This is a genomic window from Nocardia sp. NPDC059691 (assembly GCF_042733915.1).
Classification (GTDB): Bacteria; Actinomycetota; Actinomycetes; order Mycobacteriales; family Mycobacteriaceae; genus Nocardia; species Nocardia sichangensis.
The window spans coordinates 78,690-100,735 of sequence record NZ_JBHWFB010000013.1 but is presented as its reverse complement, the minus strand read 5'-3'; the positions used below and the strand labels follow the sequence as shown (position 1 = coordinate 100,735).

The 22,046-nt window shown below is 70.2% G+C and carries 22 protein-coding genes and 1 pseudogene; 7 read left to right on the top strand and 16 right to left on the bottom strand.

Annotated features, from left to right (window positions below; all coding sequences use genetic code 11):
- Positions 1 to 38 precede the first annotated feature (38 nt).
- The 3 genes from ACFV2O_RS27100 to ACFV2O_RS27090 are packed head-to-tail and all read right to left on the bottom strand — an operon-like array spanning position 39 to position 3,257.
- Positions 39 to 878: a DUF72 domain-containing protein gene (locus ACFV2O_RS27100; RefSeq protein WP_379254156.1), complete on the bottom strand. Its 840-nt coding sequence runs from the start codon at positions 876 to 878 to the stop codon at positions 39 to 41.
- A gap of 48 nt (positions 879 to 926) precedes the next feature.
- Complete coding sequence (gene glpK, locus ACFV2O_RS27095; RefSeq protein WP_379254155.1) at positions 927 to 2,444, bottom strand: glycerol kinase GlpK; 1,518 nt, start codon at positions 2,442 to 2,444, stop codon at positions 927 to 929.
- Between the two features lie 48 nt (positions 2,445 to 2,492).
- Entirely contained in the window at positions 2,493 to 3,257 is a 765-nt protein-coding gene (locus ACFV2O_RS27090) for an IclR family transcriptional regulator (protein WP_379254154.1), read from the bottom strand.
- 257 nt (positions 3,258 to 3,514) lie between these two features.
- Here ACFV2O_RS27090 and ACFV2O_RS27085 point away from each other — a divergent pair, with 257 nt between their 5' ends.
- The 3 genes from ACFV2O_RS27085 to glpD are packed head-to-tail and all read left to right on the top strand — an operon-like array spanning position 3,515 to position 7,614.
- A complete protein-coding gene (locus tag ACFV2O_RS27085; RefSeq protein WP_356966999.1) occupies positions 3,515 to 4,324 on the top strand; it encodes an MIP/aquaporin family protein in 810 nt (269 codons plus the stop codon).
- Positions 4,325 to 4,362: 38 nt separating this feature from the next.
- Positions 4,363 to 5,883: a glycerol kinase GlpK gene (gene glpK / locus ACFV2O_RS27080; RefSeq protein ID WP_379254153.1), complete on the top strand. Its 1,521-nt coding sequence runs from the start codon at positions 4,363 to 4,365 to the stop codon at positions 5,881 to 5,883.
- A gap of 51 nt (positions 5,884 to 5,934) precedes the next feature.
- Entirely contained in the window at positions 5,935 to 7,614 is a 1,680-nt protein-coding gene (gene glpD / locus ACFV2O_RS27075; RefSeq protein WP_379254152.1) for a glycerol-3-phosphate dehydrogenase, read from the top strand.
- A 48-nt stretch (positions 7,615 to 7,662) separates the two neighbouring features.
- Here glpD and ACFV2O_RS27070 read toward each other — a convergent pair whose 3' ends face one another.
- Positions 7,663 to 7,827 carry a hypothetical protein gene (locus ACFV2O_RS27070; RefSeq protein WP_355075720.1) on the bottom strand — a complete coding sequence of 55 codons (165 nt, stop codon included), beginning with the start codon at positions 7,825 to 7,827 and terminating at the stop codon, positions 7,663 to 7,665.
- Positions 7,828 to 7,941: 114 nt separating this feature from the next.
- Between ACFV2O_RS27070 and ACFV2O_RS27065 the strand changes: the two genes are divergently transcribed.
- Positions 7,942 to 8,616, top strand: coding sequence for a class I SAM-dependent methyltransferase (locus ACFV2O_RS27065; protein ID WP_379254151.1), 675 nt, complete (start codon positions 7,942 to 7,944; stop codon positions 8,614 to 8,616).
- A 6-nt stretch (positions 8,617 to 8,622) separates the two neighbouring features.
- Here ACFV2O_RS27065 and ACFV2O_RS27060 read toward each other — a convergent pair whose 3' ends face one another.
- The 4 genes from ACFV2O_RS27060 to ACFV2O_RS27045 all read right to left on the bottom strand — a co-directional run bounded on the left by ACFV2O_RS27060 (position 8,623) and on the right by ACFV2O_RS27045 (position 11,658).
- Positions 8,623 to 9,885 (bottom strand): acyl-CoA dehydrogenase family protein, encoded by a 1,263-nt coding sequence (locus tag ACFV2O_RS27060; RefSeq protein ID WP_379254150.1) that lies wholly within the window; start codon positions 9,883 to 9,885, stop codon positions 8,623 to 8,625.
- Positions 9,886 to 9,892: 7 nt separating this feature from the next.
- Positions 9,893 to 10,888: a phosphotransferase family protein gene (locus ACFV2O_RS27055; RefSeq protein WP_379254149.1), complete on the bottom strand. Its 996-nt coding sequence runs from the start codon at positions 10,886 to 10,888 to the stop codon at positions 9,893 to 9,895.
- Positions 10,885 to 11,181: a DUF6285 domain-containing protein gene (locus ACFV2O_RS27050; protein WP_379254148.1), complete on the bottom strand. Its 297-nt coding sequence runs from the start codon at positions 11,179 to 11,181 to the stop codon at positions 10,885 to 10,887. Before ACFV2O_RS27050 ends, ACFV2O_RS27055 begins: the two co-directional genes overlap by 4 nt.
- Positions 11,182 to 11,253: 72 nt before the next feature.
- Entirely contained in the window at positions 11,254 to 11,658 is a 405-nt protein-coding gene (locus ACFV2O_RS27045; RefSeq protein ID WP_379254147.1) for a GNAT family N-acetyltransferase, read from the bottom strand.
- A gap of 194 nt (positions 11,659 to 11,852) precedes the next feature.
- On the opposite strand from ACFV2O_RS27045, the gene ACFV2O_RS27040 reads away from it, so the two are divergent.
- Positions 11,853 to 13,076 carry an Ig-like domain-containing protein gene (locus ACFV2O_RS27040; protein ID WP_379254146.1) on the top strand — a complete coding sequence of 408 codons (1,224 nt, stop codon included), beginning with the start codon at positions 11,853 to 11,855 and terminating at the stop codon, positions 13,074 to 13,076.
- A 244-nt stretch (positions 13,077 to 13,320) separates the two neighbouring features.
- On the opposite strand, the gene ACFV2O_RS27035 is transcribed toward ACFV2O_RS27040, so the two are convergent.
- Positions 13,321 to 13,791, bottom strand: coding sequence for a helix-turn-helix domain-containing protein (locus ACFV2O_RS27035; protein ID WP_356966983.1), 471 nt, complete (start codon positions 13,789 to 13,791; stop codon positions 13,321 to 13,323).
- 106 nt (positions 13,792 to 13,897) lie between these two features.
- Between ACFV2O_RS27035 and ACFV2O_RS27030 the strand changes: the two genes are divergently transcribed.
- Entirely contained in the window at positions 13,898 to 15,151 is a 1,254-nt protein-coding gene (locus ACFV2O_RS27030; protein WP_379254145.1) for a cytochrome P450, read from the top strand.
- 1 nt (position 15,152) lies between these two features.
- Here ACFV2O_RS27030 and ACFV2O_RS27025 read toward each other — a convergent pair whose 3' ends face one another.
- The 3 genes and pseudogenes from ACFV2O_RS27025 to ACFV2O_RS27015 all read right to left on the bottom strand — a co-directional run.
- The gene (locus ACFV2O_RS27025) at positions 15,153 to 15,806 is read right to left on the bottom strand and encodes an SDR family oxidoreductase (protein WP_379254144.1); all 654 of its coding nucleotides are present in this window, start codon (positions 15,804 to 15,806) and stop codon (positions 15,153 to 15,155) included.
- A 31-nt stretch (positions 15,807 to 15,837) separates the two neighbouring features.
- On the bottom strand, positions 15,838 to 16,290 hold the full coding sequence (locus ACFV2O_RS27020; protein ID WP_355075977.1) for an SRPBCC family protein: 453 nt from the start codon (positions 16,288 to 16,290) through the stop codon (positions 15,838 to 15,840).
- A 399-nt stretch (positions 16,291 to 16,689) separates the two neighbouring features.
- Positions 16,690 to 17,085: pseudogene (locus ACFV2O_RS27015) on the bottom strand (FUSC family protein); the annotation flags it as partial.
- Between the two features lie 943 nt (positions 17,086 to 18,028).
- Between ACFV2O_RS27015 and ACFV2O_RS27010 the strand changes: the two are divergent.
- Positions 18,029 to 19,447 carry an amidase gene (locus tag ACFV2O_RS27010; protein WP_356966977.1) on the top strand — a complete coding sequence of 473 codons (1,419 nt, stop codon included), beginning with the start codon at positions 18,029 to 18,031 and terminating at the stop codon, positions 19,445 to 19,447.
- A 44-nt stretch (positions 19,448 to 19,491) separates the two neighbouring features.
- On the opposite strand, the gene ACFV2O_RS27005 is transcribed toward ACFV2O_RS27010, so the two are convergent.
- The 4 genes from ACFV2O_RS27005 to ACFV2O_RS26990 all read right to left on the bottom strand — a co-directional run bounded on the left by ACFV2O_RS27005 (position 19,492) and on the right by ACFV2O_RS26990 (position 21,996).
- The gene (locus tag ACFV2O_RS27005; RefSeq protein ID WP_356966975.1) at positions 19,492 to 20,493 is read right to left on the bottom strand and encodes a cation diffusion facilitator family transporter; all 1,002 of its coding nucleotides are present in this window, start codon (positions 20,491 to 20,493) and stop codon (positions 19,492 to 19,494) included.
- Positions 20,494 to 20,626: 133 nt separating this feature from the next.
- Entirely contained in the window at positions 20,627 to 20,995 is a 369-nt protein-coding gene (crcB, locus tag ACFV2O_RS27000; RefSeq protein ID WP_379254143.1) for a fluoride efflux transporter CrcB, read from the bottom strand.
- Positions 20,992 to 21,486, bottom strand: coding sequence for a CrcB family protein (locus ACFV2O_RS26995; protein WP_355075695.1), 495 nt, complete (start codon positions 21,484 to 21,486; stop codon positions 20,992 to 20,994). Before ACFV2O_RS26995 ends, crcB begins: the two co-directional genes overlap by 4 nt.
- Before the next feature lie 60 nt (positions 21,487 to 21,546).
- On the bottom strand, positions 21,547 to 21,996 hold the full coding sequence (locus ACFV2O_RS26990) for a universal stress protein (protein ID WP_355075693.1): 450 nt from the start codon (positions 21,994 to 21,996) through the stop codon (positions 21,547 to 21,549).
- Positions 21,997 to 22,046: the final 50 nt, after the last annotated feature.

Genomic DNA, 22,046 nt, shown 5'->3' with positions numbered 1-22,046 from the left:
GCGGTCCCGCGGCTCGATGCCGCGGGAGGCGTTTTCCGTCAGAACAGCGTCATGGGCTCGGCGGCGGCGGGCTCGGGCAGCGGCTCGAGCTCGGGCAGCCGGGCCCTGACCGCGTCATGGAAACGGCGGGCCAGCTCCAGCGAACCCGCATTGTCCGGCGTGTGCAGGAACACGGTGGGCGAGCGGCCTTCACGCAGCCATTCGGCGACCGTGCCGACCCACGGCCGCCAGCCGTCGACGGTGCGCTGGACGTCGTCGCGGCCGTGATAGCGCACGATCGGGTATTCGGTCAGCGCGCGCATCCTGCGCCGCACCCGCGGCTTCTTCGCGGCCGCCTCCTGTTCCGCCGCGCTGACGGGCGGACCGTCGAAAAGCACGGTGGTGTCGAACGGCACCCATTCGGCGCCGACCCTGGACAGTACGTATTCCAGCCTGCGCGCCGCCTGCTCGTCCTCGAAGAACGCGGGGTGACGCACCTCGACGGCGACCCGGTACGAGCGCGGGAAGTCGCGCAGGAAACCGGCCAGCACACCGAGATCGGTGGGTCCGAACGAACCCGGCAGCTGGATCCACAGGGCGTGGACGCGTTCGCCGAGCGGCTCCATCGCGGTGCGGAAGGACCGCAGCTCCTGCTCGACGCCGGTCAGCCTGCGTTCGTGGGTGATCGACCTGGGCAACTTGAGCACGAAGCGGAACGCGGGATCGCATTGCGCCGCCCATGATTCGACTGTGCGCAGCGACGGCGTCGCGTAGAACGTCGTATTGCCTTCGACCGCGTTGCACCACGTGGCGTACCAGCGCAACCGCTCCCCCGGGGAGAGCTGACGTTCCTGCCAGGCCGCGTGCGTCCACATCGCACATCCCACGTGAAGCCGCATGCTCTCGACGCTAACCCACGCTCCCGACACGAGCGCCGGGCCCCGGACTCACCGCCGCGCCCGCTTCTTCGACCGCACCCAGCCGAAGGTCAACTCGACCGCGCGTTTCCAGTTCTCGTACTCGTCCTCCCGCAGCTCCGCGTCCATGCGCGGAACCCATTGGGCGGCAAGGCGCCAATTGTTGCGCAATCCCTCGAGGTCGGGCCAATACCCCACGGCGAGGCCCGCGGCGTACGCCGCGCCCAGTGAGACCGTCTCGGCGACGAACGGACGCAGCACCGGAACATCCAGCACATCGGACACGATCTGCATGAGCAGGTTGTTCGAGGTCATCCCGCCGTCCACGCGCAGTGCCGCGGCTTGCAGGCCGGAGTCGGCGTTCATCGCCTCCACCACGTCCCGGGTCTGCCAAGCGGTCGCCTCCAGCACGGCGCGCGCGATGTGGCCCTTGGTGATGTAGGAGGTCAGCCCGGCGATGAGACCGCGCGCGTCGCTGCGCCAATGCGGCGCGTACAGCCCGGAGAACGCGGGCACGACGTAGCAGCCGCCGTTGTCTTCGACGGTGCGCGCGAGGGTTTCGATCTCCGGCGCACTGGTGACCAGTCCGATGTTGTCGCGCACCCATTGCACGAGCGATCCCGTGACCGCGATCGGCCCCTCCAGCGCGTAGACCGGCTCGGGGCCGATCTGGTAGCCGATCGTGGTGAGCAGACCGTGCTCGGAACGCACCAGGTCGCGTCCGGTGTTCATCATGAGGAAGCCGCCGGTGCCGTAGGTGCACTTGGTCTCCCCACGCGCGAAACAGGTTTGGCCGAACAACGCGGCATGCTGGTCGCCGAGGGCGGCGGCGATCGGGATGCCGGGCACGACCCGGCGCGTGTTGCCGTAGGACGCGATCGAGGGCTGGATGCGCGGCAGCATGCGGGCGGGGATGCCGAAGAACTCCAGCAGTTCGTCGTCCCAGGCGAGGGTGCGCAGGTTCATCAGAAGGGTGCGGCTGGCGTTGGTGACGTCGGTGCAATGCAGCCCGCCGTCGGGGCCTCCGGTGAGGTTCCAGATCAGCCAGGTCTCCATGGTGCCGAACAGCACCTCGCCCCGTTCCGCGCGCTCGCGCAGACCTGGCACCGAGTCCAGCATCCAGCGCAGCCGCGGCGCGGCGAAGTAGCTGGCCAGTGGCAGGCCGCACAGCTCGCGGATCCGGTCGGCGCCCGGCTTGTCCCCGAGCTCGCGGACCAGTTCCTCGGTGCGCACGTCCTGCCAGACGATGGCGCGTCCGATTGGCGTGCCGGTGCGGCGGTCCCACACCACGGTGGTCTCGCGCTGGTTGGCGATGCCCAGCGCGGCGATCTGGTCGGCCGTCACACCGGAATCCCGCAGGGCCTGCGGCACGATCCGCTCGACATTGCGCCAGATCTCCAGCGCGTCCTGCTCCGCCCAGCCCGGCCGCGGATAGTGCTGCCGGTGCGGGCGCTGCGCGACGCCGACGAGCCGGGCACGCTGGTCGAACAGGATGCACCGCGTGGAGGTGGTGCCCTGGTCGATGGCCAGCACGTAACGCTGCTTCATGCTCGGCTGCTCCTGATCGACATCGGACGGTCACCGCGGGGACGAAAGTCAGTGACTCGTACCGAGATCGCGCGACACCGCCCGTGCGGCGTCGAGCACCTGACCGACCAGCGCGGGCCGGTGCCGCAACTGGGCGTCACAGAGCCGGTCCACCGCGCCGGTGATGCCGATGGCGCCGACCACGAGGCCACCGGGCGCCCGGATCGGCGCCGCGATACCCGCCTCGCCCGTCCGGAATTCCTCGGTGTCGCCCGCCCATCCGGCCTGCCGGACGCCGCCCAGCGCCCTGGCGAGCGCGGTGCGGTCGACCAGGGTGCGGTGTGTGAGCGGGGCCAGCTCGGCGCGGCGCGTCGTGGCGGCCAGCTCGGCGTCGTAGGCGAGCAGGACCTTGCCCAGCGCGGTGGCGTGCGGCGGCAGCAGTTCGCCGAGTTCGAGCGCCTGCTGGGTATTGTCCGGCCGGAACACGTGATGCACCACGACCACCGCGCCGTCCATCGGCGCGCCGATCCGCACCGATTCGCCGGTGCGCGCCGCCAGCGCGTCGGCCCAGTTGATCGCGCGGGAGCGCAACTCGTTCGCGTCGAGGTAGCTGGTGCCCAGGTGCAGCAGCGCCGCGCCGAGTTGGTACTTGCCGGTGGCCGGATCCTGTTCGACGAAGCCGACGCCTTGCAGCGTGCGGAGGATGCCGTGCGCGGTCGGCTTGGGCAGGTCGAGCGCGCCCGCGATGTCGCCGACGCCGAGCCGCCCTGAGCCGCGGGCCAGCAGCCGCAGAACGGCCGCCGCCCGCTCGATCGATTGGATAGCACCTGGCATATCGGGGAACCTACCCGTGTCGTGATTCGACAATGTCGAACGGCTGGTGATACCTGAGCAACATCATTGAAACCCAGTGTGAGCTGCGCCATACATCCTCCTCGCGCGTCGGACGGTAGCGTCGCCGCCTTCCGGCAACCAGTCGAGGCGTTCGACATTGTCGAACGGCAGCTGTATCCGGGTTCCGCATCCCGCCGTAGTTTCCGTTTCACGCACGGTCGCGCCCGCGACCTGCGGGGCGAAACGGAGGCTCAACGATGAACTTCGGCTCGATCTTCCTCAGTGAAGCACTCGGCACAGGCGTGCTGGTGCTGCTCGGGGTCGGTGTGGTCGCGAACGTACTGCTGGCGAAGTCCAAGGGATTGGACGGCGGCTGGCTGTTGATCAACATGGGATGGGGGTTCGCGGTCCTGGCGGGCGTCTACGTCGCCTACAAGACCGGCGGCCATCTCAACCCCGCGGTCACCGTCGGCATCCTGTTCAGCGGGGCCGACGAGTTCGCCCCCGGCATCGCGATCTCCGGCTCGACGACACTCGCGTACCTGAGCGGCCAATTCGCCGGCGCGTTCCTCGGCGCGACCGTGGCCTACGTCGCCTACAAGCGCCACTTCGACGCCGAGACCGACGAGGAGAAGAAGCTCGCGGTGTTCGCCACCGGCCCCGCGATTCGCGCCCTGCGCTGGAACTTCGTCACCGAAGTGATCGGCACCTTCATCCTCGTCCTGGTGATCCTCACCTTCGGCCACACCCCGAGCGGGCTCGGCCCGGCCGCCGCCGCGCTCCTGGTCGTCGGCATCGGCGCCTCCCTGGGCGGGCCGACCGGATACGCCATCAACCCCGCTCGCGATCTCGGTCCGCGCATCGCGCACGCGCTGCTGCCGGTGAGCAAGCCCGCCCCCGCCGACGCGGTCCTGGTCCCCGTGGGCGCGGGTGCGCCCGCTCCGGCCGAATCGCCCGACGCCGCACCGCACGGCAAGGACTCCGACTGGGGTTACGCCTGGGTGCCGGTGCTCGGCCCGCTGCTCGGCGGCGCGCTGGCCGGACTCGCCGCGCAGTTCCTGTTCTGAATCCCGCTCTTTCCCAGTAATTTCCCGAAAGGACCGCGATGAGCCAGTACGTCGGCGCCATCGACCAGGGCACCACGAGCACCCGCTTCATGGTGTTCGATCACGGTGGCAACGAGGTCGCCCGCCACCAGCTCGAGCACGAGCAGATCCTGCCGCGCCCGGGCTGGGTGGAGCACAATCCGACCGAGATCTGGGAGCGCACCCGCGCGGTCATCCAGACCACCTTGACCAAGGCCGATCTGGTCGCGAGCGACCTGGCCGCGGTCGGCGTCACCAACCAGCGCGAGACCACGGTGGTGTGGAACCGCAAGACCGGGCGGCCGTACTGCAACGCGATCGTCTGGCAGGACACCCGCACCGACCGGATCGCCGCCGAACTGGAACGAGCCGGGCACGGCGACATCATCCGGCGCAAGGCGGGCCTGCCGCCCGCCACCTACTTCTCCGGCGGCAAGCTGCGCTGGATCCTGGACAACGTCCCCGGGGTGGCTGAGGACGCCGAACGCGGCGACGCGCTGTTCGGCACCACCGACACCTGGCTGCTGTGGCAGCTGACCGGCGGCGTCGACGGCGGCGTGCACGTCACCGACCCGACCAACGCCAGCCGCACCATGCTGATGAATCTGGAGACCCTGGACTGGGACGACGAACTGCTGTCCCTGTTCGGGGTGCCGCGCGCGATGCTGCCCCGGATCGCTCCCTCGGCCAACCCGGAACTGTTCGGCGCCACCCGCGCCGACGGACCGTTCGGCGGCGCGGTGCCGCTGGCGGGCGTGCTCGGCGATCAGCAGGCCGCCACCGTCGGACAGGTCTGCTTCCGTCCCGGCGAGGCGAAGAACACCTACGGCACCGGCAACTTCCTGCTGCTCAACACCGGAACCGAGATCGTGCGCTCACAGCACGGCCTGCTGACCACGGTGGCCTACCAGTTGGGCGGGGAGAAGCCGGTGTACGCGCTGGAAGGTTCCATCGCGGTGACCGGCTCGGCGGTGCAGTGGCTGCGCGACCAGCTGGGCATCATCTCCGGCGCGGCGCAGAGCGAATCGCTCGCCCGGCAGGCCGAGGACAACGGCGGGGTGTATTTCGTGCCCGCGTTCTCCGGACTGTTCGCGCCGTACTGGCGCTCGGACGCGCGCGGCGCGATCGTCGGTCTGTCCCGCTACAGCACCAACGCCCATCTCGCGCGGGCGACGCTGGAATCGATCTGCTACCAGACCCGCGACGTGGTCGAGGCGATGCAGGCCGACTCCGGAGTGCGGCTGGACGTGCTACGGGTGGACGGCGGCGTCACCGCAAACGAGCTGTGCATGCAGCTGCAGGCCGACTTCCTCGGTGTGCCGGTGTCGCGTCCGGTGGTCGCCGAGACCACCGCGCTCGGCGCGGCCTACGCGGCGGGGCTCGCGGTCGGCTTCTGGAACGACACCGACGAGCTGGAACAGAACTGGAACGAAGCCAAGCGCTGGCATCCGACCTGGTCGGAGGAACAGCGCGAGCGTGGCTACGCGCGCTGGAAGAAGGCCGTCGCCCGCACCCTCGACTGGATCGACGTCGACGAATGAGGGGCGACGCCGTCCTACCCGAATAACCCCGAAACAAGGAGAGATACCGCTGTGTCCGCACGATTGGACGCCCAGTACCGCGCCCGCGCGGTGAACGCACTCGGCGACACCGAGATCGATGTACTCGTCATCGGCGGCGGCGTGGTCGGCGCGGGCGCCGCCCTCGACGCCGCCGCCCGCGGCCTCACCGTGACCCTGGTGGAGGCCAGGGACTTCGCGGCAGGCACCTCGAGCCGCTCCAGCAAGCTCATCCACGGCGGGCTGCGCTACCTGGAGCAGCTGGACTTCTGGCTGGTGCGGGAGGCGCTGAAGGAACGCGGCCTGCTGTTGCGCCGGCTGGCCCCGCACCTGGTGCGGCCGGTGTCGTTTTTGCTGCCGCTACGCCATCGCGTCTGGGAACGCGCCTACATCGGCGCGGGCGTCGCCCTGTACGACACGATCGGCGGTGCTCGCGCCTTGCCGATGCATCGGCACCTGTCGCACACCCGCGCGCTGGAGCTGGCGCCCGCGCTGCGCGAGGACGCGCTGACCGGAGCGATCCGGTACTTCGACGCGCAGGTCGACGACGCCAGGCACACGATGATGATCGCGCGCACCGCCGCCCAGCACGGCGCAACCGTGCTCACCCGCACCAAGGTGACGGCGCTGCTGCGCGACGGTGAGCGCGTCGTCGGCGCGGAGGTCACCGACCTGGAAACCGGCCGGGTGCACACGGTGCGCGCGCGCCGGGTGATCAGCGCCACCGGCGTGTGGACCGACGAGATGAACCGGATGACCGGCGTCGAGTTCCCGTTCCACGTCCGCATGTCGAAAGGCGTGCACATCCTGGTGCCGCGTCATCGCCTGCATCTGGACACCGGCCTGATCATGCGCACCGAGAAGAGCGTGCTTTTCGTCATCCCGTGGCACGGCCACTGGATCATCGGCACCACCGACACGGACTGGTCGCTGAGCAAGGACCATCCGGCCGCCAGCGACGCCGACGTGCAATACCTGCTCGACCACGTCAACCAGGTGCTGCGCGAGCCGCTCACCCGCGACGACATCGTCGGCACGTACGCGGGGCTGCGCCCGCTGCTGTCCGGCGCGTCGGCCGACACCGCGACGCTCTCGCGGGAGCACGCGGTCGCCGAACCGGCTCCCGGTCTGTTCGTGATCGCGGGCGGCAAGTACACCACCTACCGGGTGATGGCCGCCGACGTCGTGGACGCGGCGGTGGCGGGACTGGGCCGCGCGGTCGCGCCGTCGGTGACCGAGCACCTGCCGATCCTCGGCGCGGTGGGTTACCAGGAACTCGCGGCCGACCTCGACAGCCTGGCGCAACGCGCGGGCCTGCCGCGGGCGACGGTCGAGCGCCTGCTCGGCCGCTACGGCTCGGCGATCACCGACCTGTTCGACCTGATCGCCCGCGAACCGGACCTGGGCCGTCCAATCACCGGCGCGCCGGAGTACCTCGGTGCGGAGGCGGTGTACGCGGTGACGCACGAAGGCGCGCTGCACCTGGACGACGTGCTCACCCGCCGCACCCGCGTCTCCATCGAGGCCGCCGACCGCGGTCTGGCCGCCGCGCCCGAGGTGGCCTGGCTGATCGGCGGGCACCTCGGCTGGGACGCCGCCGCCACCGAGCGGGAGATCACCCGGTACCGCGAGCGGGTGCGCGCCGAACTGGCCGCCAATCAGGCGGCCGACGACGAGTCCGCCAACGCGGCTCGGATGGTCGCCATCGCTTGAGCGCGGGCGCGTGGCACGGTTTCCGCGTGGAACCGTGCCACGCCGTGCTCACCGATCCATTCCGCCGTGGCCGCGCGGGGTCGACTCATCGGTCTCGAGCTGCTCACCGGCCGGGTGCTCGTCGGCGTGCGTCGGTTTGGTGTGCTCCTCGGCGAAATCCGCGTCCTGCTGCATCGACTCCGCCGTTTCGGGATCGATATTCGGTGTGCTCATACCCGGCGCGTACCCGCGACCATCGCGTCGACGCAGCGTACGTGGTCCGGACCTCGCACAATCCCGGCCGCGTCGGGTTGACCTCAACGGTGGTTGAGGATGAAGCATGGTGGCATGACTCGTCCAGCTGATTTCTGGAACACCGTCTATGACAACGACACCGCACCCTGGGTGATCGGCGAGCCGCAACCGGCAATCGTCGCGCTCGAGCAGGACGGCGGCATCACCGGACGCGTGCTCGACCCGGGCTCCGGCGCGGGTGAGCACACGATCCTGCTGACCCGCCTCGGATACGACGTGCGGGGCGTCGACATGTCGCCGAGCGCGGTGGCGTACGCGCGCGCCAACGCGGCCGAACAGGGTGTGCCGTCGGCCGTGTTCGAGGTGGCCGACGCGCTGGCCCTCGGCGACCGGCCGGACTTCTCCGGTGACCCGCCCGGCTCCGCGCCCGCGTTCGACACCGTCGTCGACAGCGCGCTGTTCCACGTCTTCGGGACCGAGGACGAGGCGCGCGCCGCGTACGTCCGCAGCCTGCACGCCGTCTGCAAGCCGGGCGGAACGCTCTACGTTCTCGCGCTCTCGGATGTCGAGCCGGGGTTCGGGCCGCGGATCAGCGACACGTTGATCCGGGAGTCGTTCCGCGACGGCTGGTCGGTGGAGGACCTACGAGCGACCCAGTACCGCGGACGGGTCACCGATTTGGTCGCGCAAGAAGCGACGGACCTGGAGATCTCCGAGTCCGGCCAGGTCGACGCCGCCGCGTGGCTGGCCCGGATCCGCCGCCTCTGACCCGGCTCACACGCCCTTCGGCGCTTTGCTGCCCATGAAGCCGAACAGGTAGCCCGCGACGCGGCGCATCTGGATCTCCTCGGCGCCCTCGGTGATCCGGTAGCGCCGGTGGTGGCGGTAGATGTGCTCGAACGGCTTGTGCCGGGAGTAGCCGAGGCCGCCGTGCACCTGCATCGCGCGGTCGGCGGCCTCGCAGCACAACCGGTTGGCCCAGTAGTTGCACATCGAGACCTGCTCGGAGACGGCGAACGTGCCGTAGGTGTCCATCGACCACGCGGTCTTGTGAATGAGGGCGCGCAACATCTCGCACTGGGTGTGCAGTTCCACCAAGGGGAACTGGATCGCCTGGTTGGTGGCCAGCGGCTTGCCGAAGGGCTTGCGCTGTTTGGCGTAGGCCACCGACTGGTCGATGCAGTACTGCGCCGCGCCCAGACTGGACGCGGCCTGGCGGATGCGGTTCTCGTTGAAGAAGTGCTGGACCACCGCCAAGCCGCGTCCCTCGCCACCGAAGACGGCGGAGCCCGGGACCCGGACGCCGTCCAGCGCGACCCGGGCGTGGTCGGTGGGCATGTTGAAGGTCCAGAGGTACTCCTCGACGACGAACCCGGGTGCGTCGGTGGGCACCAGGAACGCCGTGATGCCCGTCGCGTCGCCGGGGTCGCCCGAGGTGCGCGCGAAGATCAAGTCGGCGTCGGCGATGTGCACACCGGTGTTCCAAGTCTTGCGCCCGGTGATCACCCAGTCGTCGCCGTCGCGGACCGCCGAGGTCTCCATGTGCGTCGCGTCCGAGCCGTGCTCGGGCTCGGTGATGCCGAAGGCGAAGAACTTCGTTCCCGAGGCCAGTCCGTCCACCCACTCCGCCTGCTGCTCGGGCGTGCCGTACTCGAGCATGAGCAACAGGCCGACATTGTTGGCCACGATGGCGTGCTCGTTCTGCAGATCGCAGTGCAATCCGAGGCCACGCCGGGCCAGGTGCTCGCGGATCACCGCCATGCCGAGGTTCGTGCCGTCCCGCCCGCCGTAGTGCGCTGGGAACGCGTAGCGCAGGTGACCGGCGGCGTCGGCGCGTCTGCGGACCTCGGCCAGCAGTTCCTCCCACTCCCCATTCGGCAGGCCGCCGCGCTCCCAGTCGGTGCGGGCGTCCTCACGGCGGTGGTCGAAGAAGCGGATGTTGTCGTCGGCCTGCTCGAGCGGGGTGATCTCCCGATCGATGAACGCGTCGAGTTCGGCGAGGTAATCGACCAGTTCCGCAGGTAGCTCGAAATCCATCGGGCATTCAGCCTTTCGCAGTGGGTCGGATCTGCATCAGCAGGTCCCATTCGATTTCCGACACGCGGCGTCCGCTGGCCGCCATCACGATGTCGCGCACACTGCCGTCCAGATGGGCCGCGGCCTGCCCGGCCAGTCCGACGCCCCAGCCGAGCGTGCACAGCACCTTCCACCAGCGGAACCGGTCTTCGTCGAAGCTCCCGCCACCGCGGTGGTAGCCGCGCACGAACGCCTCGCGGCCCGCCAGGCCGCCGAATTCGCGGTCGTCCGCGCGGAAGCGCCACATGCGCAGCGCGGGCCAAGCCACGTCGCGCATCGGATCACCCTGACGCTGCGCGCCTTCCCAGTCGAGCACGGCGCGCAGGCCGTCGGGACCGACGACGATGTTGCCGTTGCGCAGGTCGGTGTGCAGCAGCGCGGTGCGTGGCGGCGCGGGCGGGCAGTGGCGTTCCAGCCAGCGCAGCGCGAGGGCGAACACCGGGCGGTCCGGCAGGAGTGCGCGCACCTGCTCGTCGGCCTCGATCAGCTGGCGCTCGGGATCGGCCGCCGCGACGGGCAGCCGTGCGGGCGCGTCCGCCGGGTCGATCGCGTGCAGACGCCCCATGGCCTCGCCCAATTGCTCGGCGACCCGTTCGCCGATATCCGACGCCTCGACCAGCCGTAACACCTTGCGCGGCACGGTTTCTCCATCGACGCGCTCGGAGATCACGAACGGGCCCCCGACATAGGCGGCGTCGGTGCAGATCGCCACCACGGGCGGCGCCGGAACACCGTGCGTGCGCGCCAGTTCCCGGACGGCGGCCTCCACGTCCACCGGAACCAGCTCGATCGAGCTCGGCACGATGGTCGCGACCAGGCGACGCGTCCCGCCGCCCAGATCGGCCTCGAAGGCGACGTTGCGGCGGCGAGCGCCCGCGGAGAGGTATTCGAGGTTCGACACCGTCACCTCGCGGGTTCCCGACCCGAGGAATTCGGCCAAGCCGCGCGCCGGATCGGCGCTCACTCGGCCGCCCACGCGTCGTAGCCCGGCTTGGCGATCGCCAGATCCGCCCGCACGACGGAGACCAGGGCCGCCCAGAGTCGCTCGTCATCGCCCTCGGCCACCGCGGCGAGCAGCTCGCGCTCCCGCTCGGCGGCCCCGGGGCCCGATTCGATCTCCCTGCGCACGATCCTGGCGAGGTTGGCCCCCACCCGCGCCTTGTGCTGCAACCCCGCGGGCAGGGCGGGTAGCAGCGTCTCCTCGAGCAGCTCGGCGAGCGAGTCCAGCAACTCCGCTGCCGATGGGCGATTCTGCATTCGTTCCCCTCGGTCGACTCCGGCCCTCAGCATGGCACGCACCGGCGCGGTCCCGATCGGTACTTTCGGCCGTCAGCCGTGGCCGCGCAGTCGCAGAAGTCCGGCTGTCGTGGCGCGGAAACCGCAGGCATCGAAGTAGAACGGCGCGAGGCGATCCTCGAAATCGACGTGCAACCAGGTGCAGCCCGCCGCCCCGGCGCCGTGCGCGGCCCTGGCGACGAGTTCGGTGCCGATGCCTCGGTGCTGCCATTCGGACCGCACTTTCGGGTCGAGCAGGAACGCGTGGTCGCCGCCGTCCCACGCCACGTTGACGAAACCGGCGAGCGCGTCAGCGCCGGTCCGGGCGGTGACCCAGCCGAGGCTGTGCCGCGCCGCGCGGTCCCACCATCCCGGGTCCGCGTCGCCGCCGTGCGATCGCGTCAAGTCGGCCAGTTCGCTGTCGCTCAGAGCGCCTCGCCATCGGTAGTCGATCTCCATACCCCGCGACGGTAGAAAGGTCGACCGCCCGGGAGCCAGCGGTTTTCCGCCGAGGCCCTTCCTGTGTAGTGGCTGGGAGTCTGCCGTGGGCCCGCTCCGCACGGGTTCGCGCGCGAAACGGGTCGGTAAACTGCGAGGGGGATAGACAGGCGCGGGTGCGCCATTCGTTGCGCTGGGCGGATACAGGAGATTTCATGGCGACCAGTCGCGTCCGATCCGGAATCGTCGCGGGGTTCGCCCTGATCATGGCGGTGCTCGTGGCGGCGTGCTCGTCCTCGTCGGGGCCGGGGAAGACACCGGGTGCGGCGGGCCCAGCGCCCGCGCCGATCACGATCACGCCCTCCTCGGGCGCGGGCAATGTCGATCCGCTGGCGCCGGTGCAGGTGAGCACGGCCGACGGCCAGCTGACCCGGGTCACCATGACCAACGAGCAGGGCAAGACGGTCGACGGGATCATGACGCCGGACAAGACGGCGTGGAAACCCACCGAGCCGCTCGGCTACGGCCGCACCTACACCGTGACCGCGGAGGGTTTGAGCATCACCGGCAGAACCGGCCCGACCACCTCGACCTTCTCCACGCTGACCCCCAACAACCAGACGAAGGTGTCACTGACCACCACGGGCGGCACGCCACTGTCCGACGGCGGCACGTTCGGCGTGGGCACCGTGGTGGTGGCGCACTTCGACGAGAACATTCCCGACCACGCCGCGGCGGAGAAGCACCTCGCGGTCACCACCGATCCGCCGGTGGAGGGCTCCTGGTACTGGCTGGACGACCGCAACGCGCACTGGCGTCCGAGGGAGTACTACTCGCCGGGCACCAAGGTCAGCGTGGCGGCGAACGTCTACGGCCAGGAACTCGGCCGCGGGCTCTACGGCCAAGAGGACACCAAGACCACGTTCACCATCGGCGCGGCGCACGTCTCGATCGCCGATGACAACACCAAACAGGTCCAGGTCTTCGAGAACGGCAGGCTGATCCGCACCATGCCGACCTCGATGGGCAGGGGCGGCAGCGAGGTCGTCGGAGGCAAGACGATCACGTTCTGGACCCAGCCCGGGATCTACACGGTGATGGACAAGGCCAATCCGGTGATCATGGACTCCTCCACCTACGGCCTGCCGATCAACTCCCGGCTCGGCTACAAGGAGGCCATCGGCTGGGCCACCCGGATCAGCACCGACGGCATCTATTTGCACCAGCTCGACTCCACCGTCTGGGCCCAGGGCAACACCGACGTCTCGCACGGCTGCCTCAACCTCAGCGGCGAGAACGCCCAGTGGTTCTTCAATTTCGCCGTCCCCGGTGACGTGGTGGAGATCCGCAATACGGGCGGAGCCCCGCTGGAGGTCTGGCAGAACGGTGACTGGGGTGTGCCCTGGGAGCAGTGGGTGCAGGGCAGCGCGCTCCACTAGAGCCGACACGCTGCCCGGTGTTGCCGATGGTGGGAAGCTGCACTACATTCCTGCACTCGCGAGACCACCCGGTCTCCCATCCCTGCGCGACGTTCCCGCGACGGCACCGCGTGGGACCCGCGTTGACGATCGGAGCCGGCTCGATGGCGATGCTGCTGTACTACCTACTCCTACCGCTGTACTTGGCCGAGGCGTTCGTCAACCAGCTGGATTGAGCGCGGGCCAGTCCGGGTTCACACATCCCTCAACCTGCTTGTTCGGCCCCGGGTGGCTGGTGGAAGCCGGGCCCGGCCTTGGGTTCCACATCGCGCGGATCGATCGGTTCGCGGCAGTGGTCGCAGACCAGCATGGGCGAGGTCTCGTGTCCGCAGGTGCGATGTTCCAGGACGATCGGCCTGCCCTCCGGCCCGGTCAGGTGGTTGTCGCCCCACACCATCATCGCGGTGACGATCGGATACAGTTCGCGGCCCGCTGCGGTGAGGTGATAGTCGACCCGGCCGCCGCCGTGGTCGGTGCGGGTGAAGATTCCCGCGTCGATCAGCATGCGCAGGCGGCTGGTGAGCAGGTTGCGGTTGGTGATGCCGATATTGCGCGCGAAATCGCTGAAGCGGTGCACCCCGAAGAACGCCTCGGCGATGAGCAGGATGGTCCACCGGTCGCCGAGTAGTTCGACGACGCGGGTGACCGAATCGTCGACCGGGCGCCGCAGTGTCATGGCGACATTTTCGCATCCCGCATCGGTATTGCTTTCCTACCGACGGTATCGGAATAATACCGAGCAAGACCGGTGCCCGCTCCGGGCCGGACAGCTGGGAGTGTCGATGACGACCACGAACCACCCGACCGACGACTACGTGCGCCTGCTCGACCCCGCCGTGCGGCCGGACCCGTACCCCGTCTTCGCGCGGCTGCGTGACTCCGGCGCGTTCCGGATCGGCACGGCTCCGGTCGTCGTGCTCACCCGCTACGCCGACTGCGCCGCCGTGCTGCGCGATCCGCGCGCGAGCGTCGACCGGTCGCTGGCCCGGTTGCAGCTGGGCTCGATGCCGATCCACGACGGCACGCGGGAAGACGGTGCGGCCCAAGCGAAACCCTCGTTCTTGTTCCTGGATCCGCCCGATCACACTCGCCTGCGCCGCCTGGTGTCCAAGGCGTTCACCCCACGCGTCGTCCGGCAACTGGAGCCTCGGATCATCGAGATCGTCGACGACCTGCTCGACCAGCGCGCCCGCGCGGGAGGCTTCGACGCCGTTGATCACTTCGCCTATCCCCTGCCGGTGACCGTGATCTGCGAACTACTCGGCGTCCCGCTGGCGGACGAAGCCAAGCTCAGCGCCTGGTCCGCCCTGCTGTCCCGCACGCTCGACCCGACTTCTCGCGCGGCCGCCCAATTCCGCGCCGACCCGGCGGAGATCCAGCGCGCCGGGACCGAGTTGTACGCCTACTTCGAAGAACTCACCGACCGCCGCCGCCACACTCCCGGCCCCGATCTGCTGTCCGAACTCATCGCCGCCGAAGACGCCGGAGACGTGCTCACCCATGCGGAACTGATCTCGACCTGCGCGCTGCTGCTGGTCGCCGGGCACGAGACGACGGTCAACCTGATCGCCAACGCGACCCTCGCCCTGCTGCGCAGGCCGGACGAACTCGCCGCCCTCCGCGCGGAACCGGACCGCGCGGCCGGCGTCGTCGAGGAGACGCTGCGCTTCGACCCGCCGGTCCAGTTGATCCCGCGCATCGCCGCCGACGATCTGACCATCGGAGGCGCGGACATTCAGCGCGGCGATCTGGTGGTGCTGCTGATCGCCGCCGCGCACCGCGACCCCGCGATGTTCGGCGACCCCGACGGATTCGACCCCGCGCGCGAAAACCGCCATCTGGCCTTCGGCCTCGGGGCTCACTTCTGCGTCGGCGCTCCCCTGGCGCGCCTGGAGGCGCGGGTGGCGTTGACCCGGTTCGCGCAACGAGTCGAGTCACCGAGGCTGACGGTCGACCCGCCACCGTATCGGGAGCACGTCAATCTGCGCGGGCCCGCGCACCTGCCCATCCAGTTCACGGCGATCCGGCCCAGGTAGGTCAGCCGTCGTAGGAGACGTGTGGCGTCCATCCCTCGGCGGGGCGGGTGGCCGCCGCGTAGAGCGCCCCGGCGACCCGGTCCCTGGTGAACGCTCCCTCGCCGAGAACGCCGTTGATCTGCACCGCGACCGCTCGGATGCCCTCGGGCGCGAGGGTGGCGTCCACACTGGTCACCAGGTTGCGCACCGCCGCCTTCTGGACACCGAGCGAAGCGGCCCGATGCCAGGGCTTGTCCGCTGCCGCGCTGCCGGTGACCAGCACGCGGGCGCCCTCGGACAGGAAGGGACGCGCCGCTTGCACGGCGGGCAGCAGCGCCCCGGCGCCCACGGTGAGGTCCTCTAGCAACTCGGCGACCGACAGCCGCAACGGATCGGCCTCGCGGAAGACGCTGGGATTGAAGTGCAGCACGTCGATGCGGCCGTGCCGCTCACCCGCCCCCGCGACGACTCGGGCCACGTCGGCGGGATCACGCAGATCCACGCCGACGCCCTCCGCGTCGACCCCTTGCTCCCGCAACTGTTCGGCCAGAGGCTCGGCCTCTTCGGGCAACCGGCAGGCCAGCACGGCGGTGAAGCCGTCGGCGGCGAACAGGCGGGCGACCGACAGCCCGACACCGGGACCGGCGCCGAGCACGAAGAGCACGGGAGCGGTCATGCTTTCCCGCCTCGGGTCTCGTGCGTCCCGATCATTCGACGACGGCCTTGATCCGGTTGAGGGTCTCGCGCATTCCCTCGACGTTCGTCTTGCCGCGCGCCCACCCGGCCAGCAACCAATACAGCCGCAGCACCGGATTGCTGTGCAGCTGAAACGACTCGGTGACCTCGGTGCCGCCGTCCACCGGCCGGAAAACATAGCGCCACGTGTTGATCGGCATGCCCTGTGGTCCGAGCACGGTGAAGGCGAACTCGCGACCCGGCTCGCAGGCGACGATGCGGCACACCGTCGCGTATTTCAGTCCCCAGCCGTTGCGGTTGACATGGCCGCGGAACTTCACGCCGACCGCGGGCCCTGTCGCGCCGCCGAGCCACTCGGCGGCGAACGTCTCCGGACTGAATCGCCCGGTGTTCTCGATGTCGCTGACCAGTTCCCAGATCTTGTCGGCCGGGGCGGCCATCCGGACCGTGACGCTGTCGTGCATGCGCCGAACGCTAGCAGGCGGTCCGGACGCCGCTCCCGGCTCCGACCGGGCCGCGGCCAAGCGGGCCGCCCAGCCGTCCACGTCCGCCAGCCGCTGGCCCGGCCGCAGTACCCAGCAGGCGGCGAGCAGGTCATGACCGAAGTGCGCCAGGGCCGTGTGCTCCGGCCAGTATTCGCGGGTCCACTCCGGATCGTCGGTCGCCGAGTCGATGCCGCTGCGCACCACGCCGACCAACTCGAATTGCAGATGCTGGACCAGCACCCACGCTTCGGCGTCCATCGGCTTACGGCGCAGCCGGTCGAGCAGGGCGCGCGCGGTGGTGCGCACCCGGTTTTCCAGCCGGCGAAAGGTGCGCCGGTGCCCGTGGGGCGCGACGCCGTGCAGCGCGAGCACGGCGACGGCGACACCGAGCAGTGTCTCCCACAACCGATCACGGATCACGGGTCCGATCGGCCCGCCCGTCGTGGCGACTCCACCCGCGATCAGGGCGACCGGCGTGATGAAGACGACGGCCAGCGCGTAATTGCGCGGCACGAACAGTTCGATGCAGAACTGCAGCGCGGCGACCAGCGCGATCAGCGCGTAACCGGTCGGCCCCAGCTGGTAGATGAGCGCGAACAGACCGAGGCCCGCGATGGTGCCGACGAACCTGTGGATGGCCCGCACCTGTCCGCGCACTCGATCCGGTCCGGTCTGCAGAACGATCAGGGCGCTGAGCACCGCCCAGTGCGGCCGCTCCAGACCGAGCAGCGCGCTCAGCGCACCCGCGCCAAGGCAGCCCACGGCGACGCGCATCGCGCTGATCGCCGCGTGCGAGGAGAACGACAGGGAACGCTCCAGCCGGAAACCGATGCCCGGGCGGGCGAACGAGACCAACGGATCGACCAGCAGATCGTCGGTGTCGTCGTCGGGGGCGTGCCCGGCGAGGTTGCGCCGCGCCTCCTGCAAGGTCGCCAGCAGCTCGGCTTCCCCTGGGTCCGAGGGCAGGCCCGCGTCGTAGACCGCGGCCCACGCGTCCGCCATCGCGGCTCCCGCCCGGTGGCGCAGGTCGATAGCGGGCGTTCCCGCCTCCCGCGCCGCGACATAGGCGTCGACCGCCCGGACCGCAGCGCCGACCGCCACCCGTTCGGGCTTGCGGCGATCTCGCAGCACCCCGGCCATCGAGACGATAATCGACGCGACGACACCGCAGGCCGTGCAGAACAACAGCGTCAATACTGAGGTCCCGACCTCGGCGGCTCTCATCGCGCCCGCGCAGACGAGCGCGAAGAACAGCGCACCGGGCGGACCGAGCCGCAGCGCGTCGATGACGAACACGGCCACGACCGCGATCGCCGACACCACGACGACCATGAGCAGCGATGACCCGAACCCGGTGTCCAGCAGACTGCCGACCACCGCGCCGACCCCGCAGGCGGCCAGCAGCGCCGAGCCCGCGGCGAGGACCACCCGGCCGCGCACCCGGAACGGCCGCCCCTCGCCGTAGAGCACGGCGAAGGCGCCGAACATGACGAACACCGCCGCCTCCGGATGGCCGAGACCGGTGATGATCGTGGCGGGAGCGGCGAACGCGAGCGCGGCACGCAACGCCACGCTCCACCGCCGGCCCGCGGGCGGCAAAGCGAACAACAGCGAGCCGACTCGGCCCTTCGGTGGCACCGGATCCGGGTATGTCGCGGCCACCTGCTGTCCTTTCTGTTCTGGACGATCTACCTGCTGGACACATTAGATTCGGGTCATGACCGCCGACGCTCATCTTCCGCTACCCTCGCGCGTCCACGCCTTCGCCGACGACGCACTCGGTGATCACGACGCCGTCGCTCTGGCCACGCTGGTACGCGACGGTGCGGTGTCGCCGCGCGAACTCGCCGCCGCCGCGGTGGCGCGCGCCGAGCGGGTGGAACAGCTGGCGGCCGTCGCCTACCGGAGCTACGCGGAGCCGCTGCTGCCCGCCGAGCGGACCGGCGCCTTCTACGGCGTGCCCAGTTTCGTCAAGGACAACACGGACGTCGCGGGCATGCCGACCAATCAGGGCACGGCCGCGTTCCGCGCGCGGCCGGCCCGCGCGCACAGCGGCTACACCCGGCAGTTCCTCAGCACCGGCCTCACCGTGCTCGGCAAGAGCGCCATGCCCGAATTCGGCTTCAACGCCAGCAGCGAGACCCCGCATCTCGCGCCAACGCGCAACCCGTGGCACACCGGCCATTCCGTGGGCGGCTCGTCGGGCGGTGCGGCCGCGCTGGTGGCGGCGGGTGTCGTCCCGATCGCGCACGGCAACGACGGCGGCGGTTCGATCCGTATTCCGGCGGCGTGCGCGGGCCTGGTCGGCTTGAAGCCGACGCGGGGGCGGCACGTGGTGTCCGGGCTGGCCCGCACGCTGCCGGTCGACATCGTCAGCGAAGGTGTGCTGACCAGGACGGTGCGCGATACGGCCGCGTACGCCGCTGCGGCCGAACAGTATTGGCGCAATCCCGCGCTCCGGCCGATCGGCCGCGTCGACGGTCCCCCGACCCGGCGCATGCGGGTAGCGCTGGTGCTCGACAATCTCGCGGGGCCGCTGGCCGCCGGGCCCACCCGGGCGGCCGTCGAAAATGTCGCGCGCACACTCGAATCAGCCGGCCATTCGGTCGAGCCGGTGCCGCTGCCGTTCGACGCCGCGATCGAGAGCGCCTTCCTGCACTATTGGGGCCTGCTCGCGGCCGCGATCACCACGACGGGCCGGTTCCTCGACCGCCGGTTCGACGCGCGCCGCGTGGACGACCTGACCGTGGGCCTGCGCGCCTTGTTCCTGCGCCGGGCACTGCACGCCCCGCTCACGCTCTACCGGCTCCGCGCGGCGGCGGCCACCTACGAGCGGGCGCTCGGACCCTACGACGCGGTGCTGCTCCCCACGCTCGGTCACACCACGCCGGAGCTCGGCTATCTCAGCCCGACCGTGCCTTTCGACGAACTCATCGAGCGGTTGCGCGCCTACGTCTGCTTCACGCCGATCAACAACATCACGGGAACGCCGGCGATCACGGTTCCGGCGGGCCTGACCGACGCGGGACTGCCGATCGGCGTACAGTTCGCCGCCACCCGCGGCAACGAGCGCACCCTGCTGGAGCTGGCCTACCTGATCGAGGCCGAACGACCGTTCCCCCGCCTGGATCGCTGAGCCATCCGATGTTCGCGTCGCCCGTGGGCGTGGCGGTCGGTGGGTCAGACGACATTCGCCGCGGACGACGGACGGTCGCGGTGCACCGGGCCGTGGGCGTCGTCGCAGTGGTCCTCCAGCACCGGCAGCAGGCGCTGCGCGTCCACCGCGGGCGAGGAGGCGACGGCATGGGAGTGGTCGACCTGCAACGTGGTGTGGGTGATGCCGTAGTCGTGGTCGAGCAGGTGCTCGATCCGCTGGCGCAGGCCGTGGCAGTCGGCGCCCGGCCGGACCAGCACATGCGCCGACAGCGCGATGTCACCGGAGGTGATCTGCCAGACGTGCAGATCGTGCACCTCGTCGACGCCATCGATGCCCACCAGCCCGCGCCCCAACGCGTCCGGATCGACGCCCGCGGGAGCGGCCTCCAGGAAGATCCGGCCGGATTCGCGTACCAGCCCGAGCCCCGCCTTGACCATCAGCGCGACGACGATGAGCGTGGCGATAGCGTCCGCCCTGGCGAAGCCGGTGGTCAGCACGACGAGGCCGGCCACGGCGGTGGCGATGAACCCGTACAGGTCGTTGAGCACATGCTGGAAGGCGCCTTCCACGTTGAGGCTGGCGCGGTTGGCCTTGCTGATCGCCCAGGTGGCCGCGATGTTGACCACCACACCGGCCAGCGCGGTCGCCAGCACGAGCCCGCCGGTCACCTCGGGCGGCTCCAGCAGGCGGCGCACGGCCTCGTAGGTGAGCCAGCCCGCCAGCACGAGCAGCGTGACGCCGTTGGCCTGCGCCGAGAGGATCTCGGCGCGTTTGTAGCCATAGGTGTACTTGCCGTTCGCCGGACGCGCCGCGAGCCGGATCGCGACGAGCGCGAGGACAATGGAAGCGGCGTCGGTGAGCATGTGCGCCGCGTCGGACAGCAGGGCCAGCGAGTTGGCCAGCAGACCGATCACGACCTCGACCGACATGAAGCCGACGATGAGGGCGAGCGCGATGGTCAGCCACCGGCGATCGGCCTGACCGGAGAGCGCGTGCCCGTGCGCGTGACCGTGTTCGTGTCCCATCGACCCAGCCCTTCCCGCATCTGATGTATGCGCATATCTGCATCTGTTCCGTCAGCTTAACCCACCACCAGCGGCGGGCGACAGAGCAGCCTAGTGAGCTGGATCACGTCGCAGAGGTAATCGACGGAACGCCTCACCCGAACAGGGCGTGCACCAACGCATAAGTCGACACAGTGGCGATCAACCCCGCGGAGACACTGACGACCACGTTCATCGCCGCGTAGAAATACGCGGCCCGCTCGGCCAGTCGCACGGTTTCGTAGCTGAACGTGCTGTACGTGGTCAGCGCTCCGCAGAACCCGGTGCCGAGCAGCAGGAAAAGCGGCGAGGACAGCGCCGATCCCGCTCCGCTGAGGGCGCCGAGGACGAGACACCCGATCAGGTTGACCACGAAGGTGCCCCACGGGAACAGGCTGTCGCGGCGATCCTGCACCACGCGATCGATGAGATACCGCAGCGGTGCGCCGATCGCGCCGCCCACCAGGACCAGCAACACCGTCATCGAGCCGCCTTTCGCGCGCGTCGCAGACGTTCGTATCCCGCCCTGGTGAGCCACATGGCGGCGAGGGTCGCCGACAGGGCGCAGATCAGCGTGCCCGCGAGGTAACCGGCCGCGACGACGATCGTGCCGGGCCGCAGTAGGGCGCGGATCTCGTTGACATAGGTGGAGAAGGTGGTGAACCCGCCCAGCACACCCACTCCGAGAAAGGGACGCAGCAACCGATGAGCAGCCCAGATCTCGGTTACCGCGACCATGAGCACTCCGATCGCGAAACAGCCCGCGACATTCGTGATGAAGGTGGCCAGCGGAAAGTGCCCGGGGCGAGCGGGCAACCCCTGCGCCAGGCCGTAGCGGGCGAGCGCGCCGAGCGCCCCGCCGAAGGCGACGACGACCGATACCGGGCCGTGGGTACGCCAGAATTCCCACCGGCGAGCGCGGCCGGCCGCGCGATCGGCGATGCCGGTCGGTTCCTCGGTCAGTTCACCCGCCACGCAGATCTTCTACCCGACCGTCCGCGGCGGCGCCACCGCCGGGCACCACTGCCGCCGCGCTCACCGGCGCTCGGCCCCTGCGTCGCCGTCGTGCGCGACGAGAACCGAGCAACCGACGTGCCGGGCGGCCTTCTCCGCGGTGCTGCCCATGAACCGTCCCCAGATGCCCGAGTGCCCGGTGCGCCCCAGCACCAGCAGGTCGGCATCGTGATCGGCGGCGGCCGTGGCCAGTTCGCGCGCGGCCTGACCCGCCCGCACCTCGGCCCGCACCGCTATGCCGTGCTGTTCGGCGGTCTCGGCCGCCGTGGTGAGCCAGCGGCGGCAGGTGACCTCGCCGATCGAGCGTTCGTCCTCGATCTCGCCGACCACCGGTCCGTAGTGCGGCAGGTACTCCTCGACCGCGACGACCGTGAGCGTGGCGTGGTGCACCGTCGCCAACTCGAGCGCCATCGTCAAGGCGGCCCTGGCGCCGGGTGAATCGTCGTAGCCCACCACGATCCGCTGGAACACCTCTCCATTGTGAGCCCTCGGCTGGGTCAGAGCCAGCGTTCCAGCAACAC